The organism is Hydrogenophaga aromaticivorans (assembly GCF_013387465.1).
GTDB lineage: Bacteria > Pseudomonadota > Gammaproteobacteria > Burkholderiales > Burkholderiaceae_C > Hydrogenophaga > Hydrogenophaga aromaticivorans.
This window is the reverse complement of sequence record NZ_VYGV01000015.1, coordinates 281,711-297,297: the sequence shown is the minus strand read 5'-3', so window position 1 is coordinate 297,297 and position 15,587 is coordinate 281,711. Positions and strand designations below refer to the sequence as shown.

General features: G+C 68.5%; 17 protein-coding genes. 11 read left to right on the top strand and 6 right to left on the bottom strand.

Translation table 11 applies throughout. The features are described 5' to 3' along the window. Window positions 1–9: 9 nt before the first annotated feature. Window positions 10–585, top strand: coding sequence for an MOSC domain-containing protein (locus F3K02_RS16710; RefSeq protein WP_177136759.1), 576 nt, complete (start codon window positions 10–12; stop codon window positions 583–585). Between the two features lie 41 nt (window positions 586–626). Then, window positions 627–1,586, top strand: coding sequence for a 1-phosphofructokinase family hexose kinase (locus tag F3K02_RS16705; protein WP_177136758.1), 960 nt, complete (start codon window positions 627–629; stop codon window positions 1,584–1,586). Between the two features lie 15 nt (window positions 1,587–1,601). Here F3K02_RS16705 and F3K02_RS16700 read toward each other — a convergent pair whose 3' ends face one another. Together F3K02_RS16700 and F3K02_RS16695 are read right to left on the bottom strand one after the other, a co-directional pair. Further along, window positions 1,602–2,885 carry a DUF2325 domain-containing protein gene (locus F3K02_RS16700; RefSeq protein ID WP_177136757.1) on the bottom strand — a complete coding sequence of 428 codons (1,284 nt, stop codon included), beginning with the start codon at window positions 2,883–2,885 and terminating at the stop codon, window positions 1,602–1,604. Window positions 2,886–2,893: 8 nt separating this feature from the next. Next, a complete protein-coding gene (locus F3K02_RS16695) occupies window positions 2,894–3,385 on the bottom strand; it encodes a hypothetical protein (RefSeq protein ID WP_177136756.1) in 492 nt (163 codons plus the stop codon). Between the two features lie 349 nt (window positions 3,386–3,734). Here F3K02_RS16695 and F3K02_RS16690 point away from each other — a divergent pair, with 349 nt between their 5' ends. The 9 genes from F3K02_RS16690 (at window position 3,735) to F3K02_RS16650 (ending at window position 13,780) form a co-directional block, all read left to right on the top strand. After that, the gene (locus tag F3K02_RS16690) at window positions 3,735–5,846 is read left to right on the top strand and encodes a TonB-dependent siderophore receptor (protein ID WP_177136755.1); all 2,112 of its coding nucleotides are present in this window, start codon (window positions 3,735–3,737) and stop codon (window positions 5,844–5,846) included. Window positions 5,847–5,871: 25 nt separating this feature from the next. Beyond that, on the top strand, window positions 5,872–6,171 hold the full coding sequence (locus tag F3K02_RS16685; RefSeq protein ID WP_177136754.1) for an iron uptake protein: 300 nt from the start codon (window positions 5,872–5,874) through the stop codon (window positions 6,169–6,171). Between the two features lie 11 nt (window positions 6,172–6,182). Further along, the gene (locus tag F3K02_RS16680; RefSeq protein WP_177136753.1) at window positions 6,183–7,901 is read left to right on the top strand and encodes a PepSY-associated TM helix domain-containing protein; all 1,719 of its coding nucleotides are present in this window, start codon (window positions 6,183–6,185) and stop codon (window positions 7,899–7,901) included. Further along, window positions 7,894–8,205 (top strand): DUF3325 domain-containing protein, encoded by a 312-nt coding sequence (locus F3K02_RS16675; RefSeq protein WP_177136752.1) that lies wholly within the window; start codon window positions 7,894–7,896, stop codon window positions 8,203–8,205. The genes F3K02_RS16680 and F3K02_RS16675 overlap by 8 nt, the downstream gene beginning before the upstream one ends. A 6-nt stretch (window positions 8,206–8,211) precedes the next feature. Next, window positions 8,212–8,547, top strand: a complete 336-nt coding sequence (locus F3K02_RS16670) for a transcriptional repressor (protein WP_177136751.1) — start codon at window positions 8,212–8,214, stop codon at window positions 8,545–8,547. Between the two features lie 87 nt (window positions 8,548–8,634). Further along, a complete protein-coding gene (locus F3K02_RS16665; protein WP_177136750.1) occupies window positions 8,635–9,834 on the top strand; it encodes an imelysin family protein in 1,200 nt (399 codons plus the stop codon). 145 nt (window positions 9,835–9,979) lie between these two features. Continuing rightward, window positions 9,980–11,485 (top strand): di-heme oxidoreductase family protein, encoded by a 1,506-nt coding sequence (locus tag F3K02_RS16660; RefSeq protein WP_246309537.1) that lies wholly within the window; start codon window positions 9,980–9,982, stop codon window positions 11,483–11,485. Beyond that, window positions 11,485–12,564 (top strand): imelysin family protein, encoded by a 1,080-nt coding sequence (locus F3K02_RS16655; RefSeq protein WP_177136749.1) that lies wholly within the window; start codon window positions 11,485–11,487, stop codon window positions 12,562–12,564. The genes F3K02_RS16660 and F3K02_RS16655 overlap by 1 nt, the downstream gene beginning before the upstream one ends. A gap of 136 nt (window positions 12,565–12,700) precedes the next feature. Further along, on the top strand, window positions 12,701–13,780 hold the full coding sequence (locus tag F3K02_RS16650; protein WP_246309535.1) for a DUF1513 domain-containing protein: 1,080 nt from the start codon (window positions 12,701–12,703) through the stop codon (window positions 13,778–13,780). Window positions 13,781–13,792: 12 nt separating this feature from the next. Here F3K02_RS16650 and F3K02_RS16645 read toward each other — a convergent pair whose 3' ends face one another. The 4 genes from F3K02_RS16645 to F3K02_RS16630 form a co-directional block, all read right to left on the bottom strand. Then, window positions 13,793–14,230, bottom strand: a complete 438-nt coding sequence (locus F3K02_RS16645) for a hypothetical protein (protein WP_177136747.1) — start codon at window positions 14,228–14,230, stop codon at window positions 13,793–13,795. Beyond that, window positions 14,227–14,493 carry a hypothetical protein gene (locus F3K02_RS16640; protein WP_177136746.1) on the bottom strand — a complete coding sequence of 89 codons (267 nt, stop codon included), beginning with the start codon at window positions 14,491–14,493 and terminating at the stop codon, window positions 14,227–14,229. Before F3K02_RS16640 ends, F3K02_RS16645 begins: the two co-directional genes overlap by 4 nt. Before the next feature lie 228 nt (window positions 14,494–14,721). Further along, window positions 14,722–15,138, bottom strand: coding sequence for a VOC family protein (locus F3K02_RS16635; RefSeq protein ID WP_177136745.1), 417 nt, complete (start codon window positions 15,136–15,138; stop codon window positions 14,722–14,724). Next, the gene (locus F3K02_RS16630; RefSeq protein ID WP_177136744.1) at window positions 15,135–15,461 is read right to left on the bottom strand and encodes a hypothetical protein; all 327 of its coding nucleotides are present in this window, start codon (window positions 15,459–15,461) and stop codon (window positions 15,135–15,137) included. Before F3K02_RS16630 ends, F3K02_RS16635 begins: the two co-directional genes overlap by 4 nt. Window positions 15,462–15,587 lie beyond the last annotated feature (126 nt).

The window sequence follows — 15,587 nt, the reverse complement described above, 5'->3', positions numbered from 1 at the left end:
TCGTCAACGATGCGTGTCCTGAGCGTCAACACCGGCAACGCCCGTCCCCTGCGGATCGGTACACGCAGCGTGCTTTCGGCCATCGGCAAAGCGCCGGTCAGCGGCCCGGTGGCCGTGGGTCCGCTGGGCCTGGCCGGCGACGAGCAGGCCGACCCGAGTGTTCACGGCGGGCTCGGCAAAGCGGTCTACGCCTATCCGGTGGAACACCTCCCGTTCTGGCAGGCGCAGCGCCGGGATGCCGGCGTGAGCCTGTTCGACGAAGCGCTGCCGCCCGGCTTCATGGGCGAGAACCTCGGCATCGAAGGCCTGCTGGAGCACGAGGTCTGGATCGGCGACGAGCTGCACTTTCCTGGTTGCGTGCTGCGCGTGACCGCGCCGCGCGAGCCCTGCTTCAAGTTCAACGCCGTCATGGGGCTGAACCAGGCGGGTCGGCTCATGATGGAGCGGCTGTGTTCCGGCTTTTACCTTGCCGTGGTGCGGACCGGCACCATCCAAGCGGGTGAGGCCTTCCAGCTGGTGCCGGGCACCCGTGGCCTGCGGGTCAGCGAGGCGTTCGCCGCCAAACGCCTGAAACACCTGCGTTGATCCACCGATCGGGCGTCATGGTTTTCGGGTAGAACCCCAGCATGAACACACAAGAAGCCCAACTGCGCGTCCTCTGCCTGACGATGAACCCCTCGGTCGACCTGGCGACCGAAACCGAGCGCGTGGTGCCCACGCACAAGCTGCGTTGCGGCGACACGCTGCACGACGCGGGCGGCGGCGGCATCAACGTGGCGCGCGTGCTCACCCGCCTGGGCGGCGAATGCACGTCGCTGTGTCCCACCGGCGGTTCGGCCGGCCACTGGCTGGAGACGCGCATGCGCGAAGAGGGCATCCCCAGCGTGTTCCTGCCGATCGCCGACGAAACGCGCGTCAGTTTCACGGTGCACGAACACAGCACCGGCGCCGAGTTCCGCTTCGTCATGCCCGGCCCGCACCTGACCGAAGGCGAATGGCAGGCCTGTCTGAGCCATCTGGAACAGCTGCCCGAATTCCCCGACCTGCTGGTCGCCAGCGGCAGCCTGCCGCCCGGCGCGCCGGTGGATTTCTATGCGCGGCTGGCGCGCCTGTGCCGCGAGCGCGGAGCGCGCCTGGTGCTCGACACCTCGGGGCCGGCGCTGGCCGCCGCGCTGGCCGAGGGCGTGTACCTCTTCAAGCCCAACCTGCGCGAACTCGCCGAACTCAGCGGTGAGGCGCTGGAGGCCCCAGAACAGTGGCTGGGCGCGGCCCGCCAGCTGATCCAACGTGGCATGACCGAAGTCGTGGCACTGACGCTGGGCCACCTGGGCGCCCTGCTGGTCACGCGCGACGCGAGCTGGCGCGCCGCACCGCTGGACATCCCCGTGGCCAGCGCGGTCGGCGCGGGCGACAGCTTCGTGGGTGGCATGGTGGCCGCGCTGCAGCAGCACCAACCTTTGCAGGAAGCCTTTGCGCTCGGCGTCGCCGCCGGTTCCGCCACGCTGCTCTCGATCGGCACCGGCCTGTGCAGCCCCGAGGATGTGCAGCGCCTGCTGCCGCAGGTGCAGATCCAGCCGGCGGACTGAGGTCCGCGCGCGCCCTCAGACCGCCGGGTCCGTCTGAACGTTGCGCGGCACGGCCCGCACCGGCTCGCTGTAGCCACAGAGCACCCGCTCCAGCGCCGAGCGGCTGGGCGTTTCCACGAACAGGCAGGGCTTGCCGTGGCGCTTGCAGTGTTCCTTCACGCGCCAGTAAGCGTTGTGGCTGATGCAGCCCACCTGGCAGATCACCAGATCGGCCGACTGCAGCATCGGCCCCAGCTGCCCGGCCTTGTCCTCCTCACCGCCGTCGTGGTGCAGAAAACGCGCGCCCTTGTCTTCGATCAGCTCCCGGTAGACGGGGATCACCCGCGTGCGCCCGCCCACACACAACACGGCGCGGTCGAGCATGGACAGGCCTTCGTCCTGAAGCGCCTGGCGGGTGTCCCGTGCAGGCTCCACAGAGCAGGCCGGCACCGGCTGCGCCGCCGACAGACTCGCCTGATTCAGCGCCCGGCGCAGTTGCTGGTTGTGTTCCAGCAGTTGCCGGTTGTCTTCGACCAGTCGCTGCCGCAGCGGCAGGTCCGGGCTGTGCCGCTTCAGATCGGCCAGTTGCGCCAGCGCCTGCTCCTGAGCGGTCTCAGCGCGGATGCATTCGGCGCGCAGGCGCATGTGTTCGGCCTCGTGCAAGGCGTTGCGTTGCGCCTGCTCCTGCACCGTGGTCTGCAGCCGCTGCTGCACGAGCAGCAGCGCGTCGCCCAGCTTCTGGTTCTCCTGCACCAGCGACTGCAGGCGGGTCTGGTCCACCCGCGCGGCCATGCCCACCTGGTGCTGCAGCATGTGCACCTGGCCCAGCACGGCAAATTCGAGTTCGGGGGTGCAGCGCGCATGCGTCAGCACTGCCCAGAACACACCCGCCCAATCCATGCCCATGCAACTCTGGTCCCACCACCGGGCCAGCGCTTCGGGGGACTTCAGCCGCAACGACTGTCGGACACACAGCCCGTGGCGCTGGTCCAGCTCGCGCTGCACCATCTCGGCCAGCGGCGTGCGCCGGCGGCATTCGCTCACCAGGGCGATGTGCATCTCGTATTCCGTGCAGCCCTCCAGGGCCAGGCCGGCCTTTCGCGCCAGTTTGTGCAACTCGGGCAGGCGCAGGCACACGCCCGTGACCGGGCAGGCCGCGTGGTTGCCGAGTTCCCACAGCTTGCGCCGCGCGGAACTTCGCCGCTCGGGCCCTGTGGTTTCACGCCCTGACGGCGCCTGCCCGCCGGCTGGCAGGGCATAGCGGCTCACGAGATCGCCCAGGAACCCGGTTTCCGAGGGGGGCTTGCGGTTCAGGCACATGGCGCGCTTCAGTGAACCGGGCCCGCGGCGGCGTTCATCACCAGGCAGCCCGCGCGCAAGGCCCGCTCGATCACGGGATCGGGCCCGTGCGCCTGCCAGTGGTTCACCAGGGCATCGTGTGTGTCGCGGCTGTGCCAGACGGCGGCCTTGCGCCAGGCGCTGGCGCCCGGCTGGCCCAGGATCAGCCGCACCAGCGTGGTGTGTGCGTCGGCGATCGCCGCCGCGGCCTGCGAACGGCAGCCCAGCTCCAGCTGCAGCCCCGACAGACACAGGCTGCTGCTCACCAGCGCCGCCAGGCAGGCGTCCTCGCTGTCGGTGCGCCCCGCTTCCAGCTGGTCCCGCGCGAGGCCCAGTGCCTCGTGGTAGAAGCCCATCGCCTGAAAAACCTGGCCCAGACGATGGGCTCTCGACGCCTGTTGCATGGCCTGCGTCCAGCCCGGCATGGCCGCGAGCGGAACGAAATACCCACTCTGGCCGGTATCAACGGATGGCTGTGACATGAGAACCCCCTGGAAGTGCATCACTGGCCGATCGCCAGTTTTTAAATGATAACTATTCTTATTTAAAACGCAAGATATCGATGAACGGCTTTGGCGTGTTCTGCTTGATAAAGGTCAACAAACCGCTTTCAAACACTCTGGAAATTCGGATCGCATCCGGCAGGATGGAGCGGATCGACAGAACAAAAATGTGTTCACAATCTTATTGATAATTGTTATCATTTGACTCCAGCCCGCCATTGACCGGCCCAGCGCGCGCCCCGTCCCGACGGGGCGTTCTGTTGCCTACCTGCCGTCAAGAGCCAGCCAAACCCTTCCTTTCCAGTGAAGACACGTGCTGTCTCTTGTGATGATCCAAATACTCCACCACCACCCCGTCGGCCTTGCCGCAGCCCTGCTCGCCAGCGGCCTCATCACCCTCCCGGCCCATGCCCAATCCACGACCACCGCTGCCGCGGAGGCGCCGGAACTGGCCACCGTCGTGATCAAGACCAAGCGCGAAAACCGCGTCTCCAAAGGCGCCACCAACCTGCCCATGGAAGTCAAGGACACGCCGCAATCGATCAGCACGATCGACAAGGAAACCTTGCGCGACTTAGGCACCACCGACAGCAACGACGCGCTGCGCTACGGCACCGGCCTCAACGTCGAAGAGTGGGAGACCAACCGCACAAACTACAACGCACGCGGCTTCGAGGTCATGCTGACCCAGATCGACGGCCTGGGCATGACCAACGACTGGGGTCTCGTCGTCGGCCAGCAGGACACCTACCTGTACGACAAGATCGAATTGATCCGCGGCGCCAACGGTCTGCTCACCGGCGTCGGCAACGCCTCGGGCACCATCAACTACGTGCGCAAGCGGCCCACCAACAAGGACGGCGGCGAGGCCCTGTTCTCCGTCGGGTCCTACGGTCTCAAGCGCGCGGCCCTGGACTACAACAAGGTGCTGACCCAGGATGGCCAGTGGGCCGGCCGCCTGGTGGTGGCCCAGGACGACAAGGATTCCTACCTGCGTGGGCTGAGCAACCAGCGCACCGCCATCTCCGGCATCGTCGAAGGGCAGATCGGTCTCGACGGCGTGCTGACCCTGGGCCTGACCTACCAGGATGCCCAGCAGCGTTCGCCCATGTGGGGCTCGCTGACGCTGCCCTATGCCGATGGCACGCTGGCCGAATTTGACGTGTCGGCCTCGACCGCACAGGACTGGACGCGCTGGGACACCCGCACGCACAACGCCTTCGTGGAGTACGCACACATGCTGTCCCCCGACTGGGAAGCCAAGGTCAGCTACAACCACACAGAAGGCTCCAGCGCCACCAAGCTCTTCTACGCCTACTCGTTCACCGGCCACCTCAACGACGACAACACCGGCCTGATCGGCTGGCCGTACCGCAGCGAGAGCAAGTCCAGCAGCGACATCCTCGATGTCAACCTCACAGGCCGCTTCAACGCTTTCGACCGACAGCACGATGCGGTGTTCGGGCTGAGTCATTCCAGGCAGGAGACCCTGACCGAGGCTTACGCCGTCGACAGCTTCCCGGTGCTGCCAGCGTTCCCCTATGCGGGCAACGTGTTTGCCGAACCTGCCTGGGGGGCGAAGTCCGTCGCCTCGGAAGGCGACCAGAACATCACCCGCCTGTACGCCGCCAGCCGCCTGGCGCTGACCGACAAGCTCAAGGGCATCGTCGGCGTCAACGCCATCAGCCTCCAGCGCGACGGCACCTCGATCTACGGTGGCGGCGTCAACCTCGAAAACGAAACGACCCAAAAGGCCAGTCCCTACATCGGCGCGACCTACGACATCACGCCCGACGCGCTGGCCTACGCTTCGTACTCCGACATCTTCCAGGCGCAGGACCAGCGCATGGTCAACGGCGCCTTCCTGGCACCGATGAAGGGCATCAACGCCGAGGTCGGTGTCAAGGCCGAATGGTTGAACCGCAAGCTGCTGACCACCTTCGCCGTCTTCACCGCCGAGCAAAAGGGCCTGGCCACCCAGGCTGGTTTCGACGCCGTGGCCCAGCAGTACTACTTCGAACCGAAGGACGTGAAGGCCAAGGGCTTCGAGATCGAGGCCACCGGCCACGTCGGCGCGGACACCCGGCTCACCATCGGATTCACCACGCTCAACCTGAAGGGACCGGATGGCAAGGACATCTACGAATGGGTGCCACGGCGCACGCTGAAGCTGCGCGCCGACACACGCGTGGCGACGCTGCCCCAGCTGCGGGTGGGCTCGGGTGTGCGCTGGCAGTCCGACGTTTCGAAGAACGGCGGCGCACGACAGGATGCCCATGTGCTGGTCGATGCGTTCGCGGCCTATGAACTGTCCAAGGCAGCCACCTTGCGCCTGAACGTCAACAACCTGCTCGACAAGAAGTACCTGAAGACCGTCCAGTACGGTGCCATCTACGGCGCGCCCCGCACCGCGGCGCTCACGCTGGAATACCAGCTGTGAGGGTGGCGAACGCGAGGAACACCGAATGAAACACCACACCCTGCGCTGGCCCGCCATCACCGCCCGGGTCGCCGCCGGCGTCTTCGGCGGCTACGCCTTCACCTGGGGCTTCGCGGCCGCCGGCGTCGCCGCGCTGGTGGGCCTGGGCGTCGAGTACCACGACGCCGAGACGGGCGTGCTCATGCTCGCCTTCCTGCTGTTCCTCGGCCTGTTCCTGTGGTCGTTCACAGCCACCAGCCTGCTCCACGTGTGGACCGTGCTGGCCGGCGGCGCAGCGCTGCTGTTCACCGCCGCCTGGGCCATCCAGCGCGCCATCCTCGCCTGAAAGGACATCCCATGTTCCAGAACTTCCGCCAGTCCATGACCTGGCTGCACACCTGGTTCGGCCTGGTGATCGGCTTCGTGCTCATCGTGGTGTTCTTCTTCGGCTCGCTCTCGGTGTTCGACCGCGAGTTCGACCGCTGGGCGTTGCCCGACACGCGCTTCGACCCGCAGCCCATGCCCTCGTTCGACCAGGTGCTGCTGCCGGCGCTGCAGAAGATCGAGCCCGACGAAGCCGACTACGCGGCCAACATGCCCCTGCTGCACGACCCGGCCAAGGGGCCGCTGACGCCACGGATCGAACTGCCCGCCGACGAATACTGGGCCTACACCACACACCGCGACCCGGTGCTGAGCATGGGCGTGGGCTTCAAGGTGCCGCTCGCCAAGGACCCGGATGGCCACAACCACATCCACGGCAACGCGACTATCGATCCACGCAGCGGTGCCGCCGTGCGCGCCGACCAGCTCAAGATCGGCAGCGAGTGGTTCTACCCCATGCACTACAGCCTGAACTGGCCGTGGATGAACCTCGGCATCTTCATCGTCGGCCTGGCCGCGCTGGTGATGCTGGCCGCGCTGGTCTCGGGCGTCGTGATGCACCGCAAGGTCTTCCGCGAGTTCTTCACTTTCCGGCCGAAGAAGCACACCCAGCGCAGCGCGCTGGACCTGCACAACCTGACCGGTGTGGTGGCGCTGCCGTTCCACTTCTTCTTCGCCTTCACCGGCCTGGTGATCTTCGGTGCCTTCTACTTCCTGCCGGTCTCGCAGTTCCAGCTCAAGGGCTTGCACGACCAGCACGAGGTGGTGGAGGCCGCAGAAACGGGGCTGCCGCACCAGGCGGCCGGTGTGCCGGCGCCGCTGGCCTCGGTGGACGCCATGGTGGCGCAGGCCAAGCAGCGCTGGGCCGGGCGCGACATGGCCGGCGAAGTGGGTTTTCTCATGGTGCACCACGTGGGCGATACCAACAGCTACGTCAGCGTCTACCGCGCCGGCAGCGACCGCGTGGCCCTGGTGGGCGAGGGCATCCACTTCAAAGGCAGCACCGGCGAGCTGCTGTTTGAAGATCCGCCGCGCAGCCCCGTCTCTGAGGTCAACGAGTTCCTGACCGGCCTGCACCTGCAGCACTTCGAACACTGGCTGCTGCGCTGGCTCTATGTGCTGGGCGGCCTGCTGGGCTGCGTGTGCATCGCGACCGGTTTCATCTTCTTCGTCGAGAAACGCAAGCGGCAGCACGCCAAAACCGGTGGCCAGGGTAGCCGGGTGGCCGACGCGCTGGCCGTGACCACCGTCACTGGCATGGTGATCGCCGCCACCGGCATGCTGGTGGCCAACCGGCTGCTGCCGGCCGATCTGGCGGGCAAGGGCGACTGGGAAATGACCGCCTTCTTCGGCGTCTGGGCGCTGGCGATGCTGCACGCTTTCGTGCGCAGCGCGCCGGTGGCGCAGGCGCGCTTGAACCCGGCCTGGCGCGAGCAGTGCTGGACCATCGCGGCGCTGGCGGTGGCGGCGGTGCTGCTCAACGGGCTCACCACCGGCGACCACCTGGTCAAGACGGTGTTCACCGACACCTACTGGGCGGTGGCGGGTGTGGACCTGAGTCTGCTGGTCAGCGCCGGCATCGCCGTCGCAGTGGCGCGCCTGCTGACCCGGCGCGAACAAGCACAGTGCCCGACGCCCGCCCAGGCGGATACGAACAGCAGCGACAGCGCAGCGGAGGTGGCCCATGTCTGAGCTGTCCTGGCTGATCGCCGCCACCGCGCTGTCGCTGAGCGGCATGGCCTGGCTGGCCCTGGCGATGGAGGTGCACTGGGGCCAGGTGATGCACCGGCCGGCCTCACAAGCCCCCCGCACCCGCCAGCTGCTGCGCGGCCTGGGCGCGCTGGCGCTGCTGCTCTCGCTGCTGGCCTGTCTGATGGCCGACCGGCCCTCCATGGCCGCGCTGGTCTGGATCATGCTGATGGCCGGCAGCGCGGTGGCCGTGGCCCTGACCCTGAGCTGGCGGCCGCGCTGGCTGCGCGCGCTGGCCATCGGCTGACGGCCCATGCACCACCCCCTTGCGGTCCCGCTGCAGGCCGCCGGTCTGCGCCAGACTTTCAGCCGCCTGGAGGTGCTGAGCCAGTTCTGCCTGGCCGGTGACCAGGCGAGCACCGGCGCCGAGGTCTACGCCGGCCTGACCCGGCGCGGTGTGCCGATGGCCTACAGCACCGTGTACCGCATGCTGCAGACACTGAGCTACGCCGGCTTGCTGCTGCCCGCCGGCACACACGGGCGCCACCCGTGCTACCGGCCGTCATCCGCCGTCCTGAACGCCTGGCAAGCCCGGCCTTCACCGGTTTCCGGGGTGGGTCTGTCCGGGCCGACTTCCCCATCCGCTTGATTTGCATCAAGCCAACTTCAGGGAGACGCCACTCGGGCAATAAACTAAACTAGAATCGTTCTCATTAACTTTACCGAAGGAGTTTTCATGCAACTGCGAGCCCTGACCCTGGCGATGGCCACCCTGACCGCCAGCACGCTGTTCGCCAGCCTGCCCGCCCACGCCGCCACGCCCATGGCCACCACGGCCGCCGCAGCCGCCGCAGCCGCGGTGGACCACAAGGCGGTGGCCACGCACTACGCCGCGCTGGTGCACGCCAACTACGCCGACACCCTGGCCGCGGCCAAGGACCTGCAGGCCACCATCGCCGCCTTCATCGCCGCCCCTTCGGCCGAAGGCCTGAACAAGGCGCGCAAGGCCTGGCTGGACGCGCGCGAGTTCTACGGACAGACCGAGGCCTTCCGTTTCTACGGCGGCCCGATCGACGACGCCAACGGCCCCGAAGGCCAGATCAACGCCTGGCCGCTGGACGAGGCCTATGTGGACTTCGTGACGGGCAAACCCAAGGCCGGCATGGTCAACAACCCCAAGTTCAAGATCACCAAGGCCGCGCTGACCAAGGCCAACGAGCGCGGCGGTGAAGAGAACATCAGCGCCGGCTGGCACGCCATCGAGTTCCTGCTCTGGGGCCAGGACGTGAGCGAGGCCGGCCCGGGCCAGCGCTCTTTTGAAGACTACGTGAAAGGCAAGGGCGAAAACGCCGAGCGCCGCGCCCAGTACCTGAGCACCGCCACCGAGCTGCTGGTCGACGACCTGTCGGCCATGGTCAAGGCCTGGGAGCCGAACGCGAAGAACTACCGCGCCAGGTTCGAGAAGGGTGGCAAGGAATCGGTGCGCAAGATCATCGTCGGCCTGGGTTCGCTCTCGCGCGGTGAGCTTTCCGGCGAACGCATGGAAGTGGCGCTGAACTCGCAGGACCAGGAAGACGAACACTCCTGCTTCTCCGACAACACGCACCGCGACGTGGTGACCAACGCCAAGGGCATCCAGAACGTGTGGCTGGGCCAGTACCAGAAGCGCGACGGCAGCCAGCTGGAAGGGCCGGGCGTGCGCGACCTGGTGGCCGCCAAAAACCCGGCTCTGGCCGAGAAGACCACGGCCCAGATCGCTGGATCGGTGAGTGGCGCCGAAGCCATTCCTGCGCCGTTCGACCGCGCCATCTTCAAGGGCTCGGCCGGCCGCCCGGCCGTCGAGAAGACCATCGCCAGCCTGGTCGAACAGTCCAAGCTGCTGGTGGAGTCCGCTTCCGCCGTCGGCATCGCCAAGCTGACGCTGGTTGAACCCTGAATCAACGGCCCACCCTCGCGCCGCGCCTGCGGCGCGTCACCCCCTCAAGGGGGCGATGCCTGTGGCCTGGCAAAGCCAGTTCCACGGCATCCATGAAAACGCCCCTCCTTCTGCAGCCAGTCTGCATTTTTCGGACTTCTTCGCCATGTCCACTTTTCCCACAGCCACGCGCACCGCGCTAGCCATGGGGGCGATCGCCGCCGGTTCGGCGGTGTTCGCCCTGCACGGACCCACCACCGCGGAAACCGACCCGGACCCGCTGGGCGAACGCACGGGCGGCCAGGCCACGGTCTTCGCCACCGGCCGCAACGCCTTCTCGTTCCCGCACGCCAACCTGGACGATCCGGAGCGCACCCGCTTCGTGATCGGCAACTCGTTCTTCAAACGCAACTGGGTCGAAGCGCCCGCCTCCACCACCGCGCGCGACGGCCTGGGCCCGCACTTCATCGCACGCTCCTGCGCCGGCTGCCACGTGATGGACGGCCGCGGTGCACCGCCGGACTGGAAGCGCACCCTGGGCCCCGAGCCGGAGAACACCGTCGCGCTGCTGATCCGCCTTTCCAAGCCCGGCACGCCCGCCCCGCACGCGGGTGTGGTGCCCGACCCGACCTACGGCGACCAGTTCAACAACGCCGGCATCCAGGGCGTCAAGCCCGAGGGCCAGGTTGAAATCCGCAGCACGCCGGTCCGCGGCCGCTTTGCCGATGGCACGCGCTACACCCTGCAGAAGCCGCACTACCAACTCACCCAGCTGGGCTATGGACCGATGAGCCCGGGCGTGATGCTCAGCCCGCGCATCGCGCCGCACCTGGCCGGACTGGGCCTGATCGAAGCCATTCCCGAGAGCGAGATCCTGGCCAACGCGCGCGACCAGGCCGCGGCGCCCGGCCCCATCAAGGGCCAGCCCAACCGCGTGTGGGACGCCTTCGCGCAGAAAGAAGTCATCGGCCGCTTCGGCTGGAAGGCCAACACCGGCAGCATCGCGCACCAGAGCGCGGGCGCCTTCAACGGCGACATGGGCATCACCACCAGCGTGTTCTGGCAGGAGGCCTGCACCGCCGCGCAGAAGGATTGCCAGGCCGCCCCGCACGGCGGCGGCAAGCGCAGCGGCCACGACGGCCTGATCCCGTCCGCCCAGGCCACGGCGCAGGTGCCCGAGATCGACGACGAAACGCTGAGCCAGGTGGTCTTCTACACCGCGACCCTGGCCCCGGCCGCGCGCCGCCAGCCCGACAACCCGCAGGTGCTGCGCGGCCAGGCGCTGTTCGCGCAGGCACAGTGCGCCACCTGCCACCGGCCCAGCTACACCACCGGCAACACCTTGTTCCCCCGCTTGACCAGCGCCCGCATCAGCGGCCAGCGCATCTGGCCCTACACCGACCTGCTGCTGCACGACATGGGCGAAGCGCTGGCCGACGGCCGACCCGATTTCCTCGCCAACGGCCGGCAATGGAAGACGCCACCGCTGTGGGGCATCGGCCTGTTCAAGGACGTCAACGGCCACCAGCGCCTGCTGCACGACGGCCGCGCCAACGGCGTGCTAGAAGCCGTGCTCTGGCATGGTGGCGAGGCGCAGGCGGCCAAGGACCAGGTGCTCAAGTTCAACGCCCGCGACCGCGCAGCGCTCGTGAAGTTTGTCGAGTCGCTTTGATGAAGCCCTCAGACAAACTGACGCGGCGCCGGCTGCTGGCGGCGCTGGCCGCTGGCGCGGTGCTGCCAGCCACCCCCGTGTGGGCCCAGACCAGCGGCCCGGTGGCCTTCCCCTACTACAGCGGCGAGCAGGCCCTGCAAGGCCTGTACGGTCTGCACCTGCCACCCCTGGCGCGCACTTTCGAGACCGCGGCGCAAGCCCTGAGCGTGGCAGCCCGGACCCACTGCGCCGGCCCAGCCACGCCAGCCCCGCTGCTGGACGCCTGGCGCCAGGCCCTGCTGGCCTGGCAAGCCCTCGCCACCCCCGGCCTCGGCCCGGTGATCGAGCGGCGCTCGCAGCGCCAGATCGACTTCTGGCCCGCACGGCCGGCCCTGCTGGACAAGGCCCTGGCGCGCGCGCCGAAAACGCTCGCCGACATGGAGCGCATCGGTACCCCGGCCAAGGGCTTTCCGGGCATGGAGCGGCTGTTGGCTGGCCAGCCCTCCGACAACCACTGCCCCTACCTCGTGCTGATCGCCGAAGGCATCGAAGCCGAGGCCCGCGCCCTGCGCGAGGGCTTCGATGCCCTGGCGGCCCGCGACTGGACCGCCGACGAAGACGCCGCCCGCGGCGCCTTCGCGGAATGGATCAACCAGTGGCTCGGCGGCCTGGAGCGCCTGCGCTGGATCGAGATCGAGCAGCCGCTGCAGCGTGCCAAGACCGCCGGCCAAGGGCATCGGCCGGCCTTTGCCCGCCAGCGCATGGCCGACAACCTCGCCGAATGGCGCACCCAGTGGCAGGCGTTGAACGCTCAGGCCCAGCTGCAGCCAGCGCAACGCACCGAGCCCCCACCACCCGGCCAGGCGCTGATCCCGATCGAGGCCCTGCTGATGGGCAAGGGCCACATCGCGCTGGCCGGGCGCTGGGGGCAGGCACTGGACGCCGTCTCGGCCGCTGTGGCGGGTTTGCCGGCGCAGCCGGGCGAACGCGAACTCATGGCGCTCTCGAGGACCATGAAAACGGTGACCACGCTCTACCAGGGCGAGGTCGCTTCGGCGCTGGACGTGCCGCTGGGATTTTCCGATGCGGACGGTGATTAGAAAGAGACCCCCTGCGCCGCCTCCGGCGTCTTCCCCCCTGAGGGGGGACGCCACCAGCGGCCCGGCAAAGCCGGTTCCGCGGTGGCCGCTGGGTGAAGGCATCGCACGCCGCCATGTGATGCTTTGGGCGGGCAGCATGGCTTTGCCGTCGGCATGGGCTGCGCGGCAGCACCGAACCACCCTGCTCGCCGCCTGGCAACAGGATCAAGAGCAGCGCATCGGTCTGCTGTCGGCGGACGACAGCCAATGGTCGGTGCAGTGTTCGCTGGTCGTGCCGACGCGCGCGCACGGGCTGTGGGCCGAGGCGGGCGGCAGCGTGCTGGCCGTGGCGCGCCGCCCCGGCGACTGGCTGCTGCGCTGGCGACCCGGTCAGGCCAAAGCGCAGTGGCACTGGATCGACGGCGACCGCCGCTTCAACGGCCACGTGATCACCAGCGCCGACGGCGCCACGCTCTGGACCACCGAGACCGACCTCGACACCGCACAGGGCCGGCTGGGCGTGCGCGACGCGGCATCGCTGGACAAGACCGGCGAGTGGGCCACGCACGGCATGGACCCGCACGAATTGCTGGCCCTGCCGCAGGCCGTGGGCGGGCTGCCCGCGGGCACGCTGATGGTGGCCAACGGCGGCATCCCCACCTTGCCCGAAACCGGGCGCAGCAAACGCGAACGCGGCCGCATGGACGCATCGCTGGTGGCGCTGCACCCTGCCAGCGGCGAGCTGCTCGGGCAATGGCGCCTGGACGATCCACACCTGAGCATCCGCCACCTGGCCTGGGACCCGGTCAGCGGCACGCTGGGCATCGCGCTGCAGGCCGAACACCCCGACCAAGCGGCGCGGCGGGCCGCCCCCGTGCTGGCGGTGTGGGACGGGCGCACGCTGCGGGCGGCCGAGGGACAGCCCGCAATGGCCGGCTACGGGGGCGACATCTGCGCCCTGCCGCGCGGCGGCTTTGCCGTCAGCTGTCCGCGTGTCAACCAGCTGGCTCTTTTTGGTGCGCAGGGCCGATGGCGCCAAGCCATCGAACATGTCGAGGCCTACGCGCTGGCCTCGGACCGCCAACAGTGGTGGCTCGCCAGCAGCCGGGGGCAGGTCGGGTTGTTGCACGGTGCCACCGATGGCACCGATGGCGCAGAGCCTTTGCACACGCGCGCTCCGGACCGCGACACGCTGGCCCTGCAAATCGAAAACCACTGGGTGCTGATGGCGGGTTGAAGCACCGGCCGCTCAGGAACGCAGGGCCTCCGCATCGTCACCCACCCGGTCGCAGGCCTGACCGCTGCGCCGGCACTGGCCCTCCGCGTCCAGCCAGGGGTGGGCATGGCCCACGCAGCCGGTCTGGCAGATCACCGCCTGGGCCTCCCGGGCGCCGGCCTCCACCGGTGGCCGCGACCTCACCGCCGGTGATCGGCGGCGCAGCACGGTGGCCGCCCCCAACCCCCAGAACACGCTGGTGCGCAGCAGCACCAGCTCGGCGCGCAGACGCAGGTTCTCGCCTTCCAGCGCAGCGACGCGGCTGGACGAAGACCGCAGCAGCTCGGTGCAGCGGCTTTGAAGACCGCCGATCTGGCGCATCAGCACCCCGTGTTCCTGCGCCAGTTCCCGCGCCATGGTCCACTCGTTGCAGGTCGCCTGTTGCACCACCGTGCTGCTGTGCTGGGTCATCCGGTTCTCCCTGTGCGGGGGTTGGCATGGGCCGCGTCTGGCGACGGTTGCCGCTCGGCCCAGTCCACACAATGGATCACGTGGCCGTCGATATCCGCGAAGGCAAACGCCCACGCCCCCCAGGGCTGCAGGGCCGGCGCTTCAGCGGGCAAACGGTGCGCGTGCAGCGGCTGCCCACCGGACACCCCGGTGCGCAGCGGCCACAGGATGGCCTGGCGCAAGCTGGCGTGCAGCGCCCTGGTGGCGCAGCCGTGAATGGGCACGTCCCCGCGAGGCAGAGCGGCTTCAGCGGTGGGCCGCGCGTCGGCCAGCGCGTCGGCCCGGGACGTTCCCGCATCCGCAGGCGCACCCCGCCAACGCAAACGCCACCCAACGCTTGCCCGCCCCGAGCCAGCCCAGGCGGTGAGCGAGGGCCTTTTCGGCACGCATCTGCGCCAGGCGTTCGCGCACGGAGGGGGTGACGACATGCGGTTCATGGGCGGGGTGGGCGGTCATGGGGGGTTGTCAGGCAGGCGTCCCGTGGGCGGGAAGTCCGGCGTGTTCTGGCCGATGTGCCAGCACACACCGGAGGGATCGATGAGCACGAACTCGGTGATGCCCCAGGGCTGTTGCACCAACGGTGTGAGGCGTGCGCCGTAACGCCCGGCCAGGTCCTGCGCCTCCACATGCGCGCGCCAGGCGCCCACATCCGGCACCAGCACATGCATGACCAGGTTTTCCGCCAGCGCCTTCTCGTAGAAATCCTGCAGCAGGAAGGCACAGCCGTCGACGCTGAAGGATGCGACCCCGCCACCCACGGAGCACTCGGTGAAGCCCAGATCGGCGAAAAAGCGCCGGGACAGCGCAAAGTCCCTGGCCGGCACGAAGGCCTTGATCTCGGTCGCCCGCAGGGCGCTCGCGCGGCTCATTGCACGTTGACCGGTGCGGCATGCCACAACGGCGAGGGCTGCCGGTCCGGGCCCGCCATTGGCGCGGCTTCTGCGGCCAGCTGCCAGCGCGTGCGCAGGTTGGCCAGCATGTTCCGCATGAGCGGCGAGACGTGGGGGTGCCCGGACAGGAAGAACAGGTTGGAAACCAGTTTTCGCGCCATCAGGCTGCGATTCGGGCAGTCCGCCGCAGCTTGAGCGTAGCCGGTCATGAGCGCCAGCGTACCGGCCGTCAGGGCCTCGACGGAAGGCAGATGGACGCCGTCTTCGTCCGGGTCTCGGGCTTCGTTGCCAGGTGGGTGCATGGGCTTCTCCGTGATGGGAAGGGCGTGTCGGGATTCCACAGCCTTCGAGTTCGATATCAAATCATATGAGAATGATTCGCATTTGTAAAGTAAACCATACGGCCACCGTCGCAAAGGCGGTCGAAT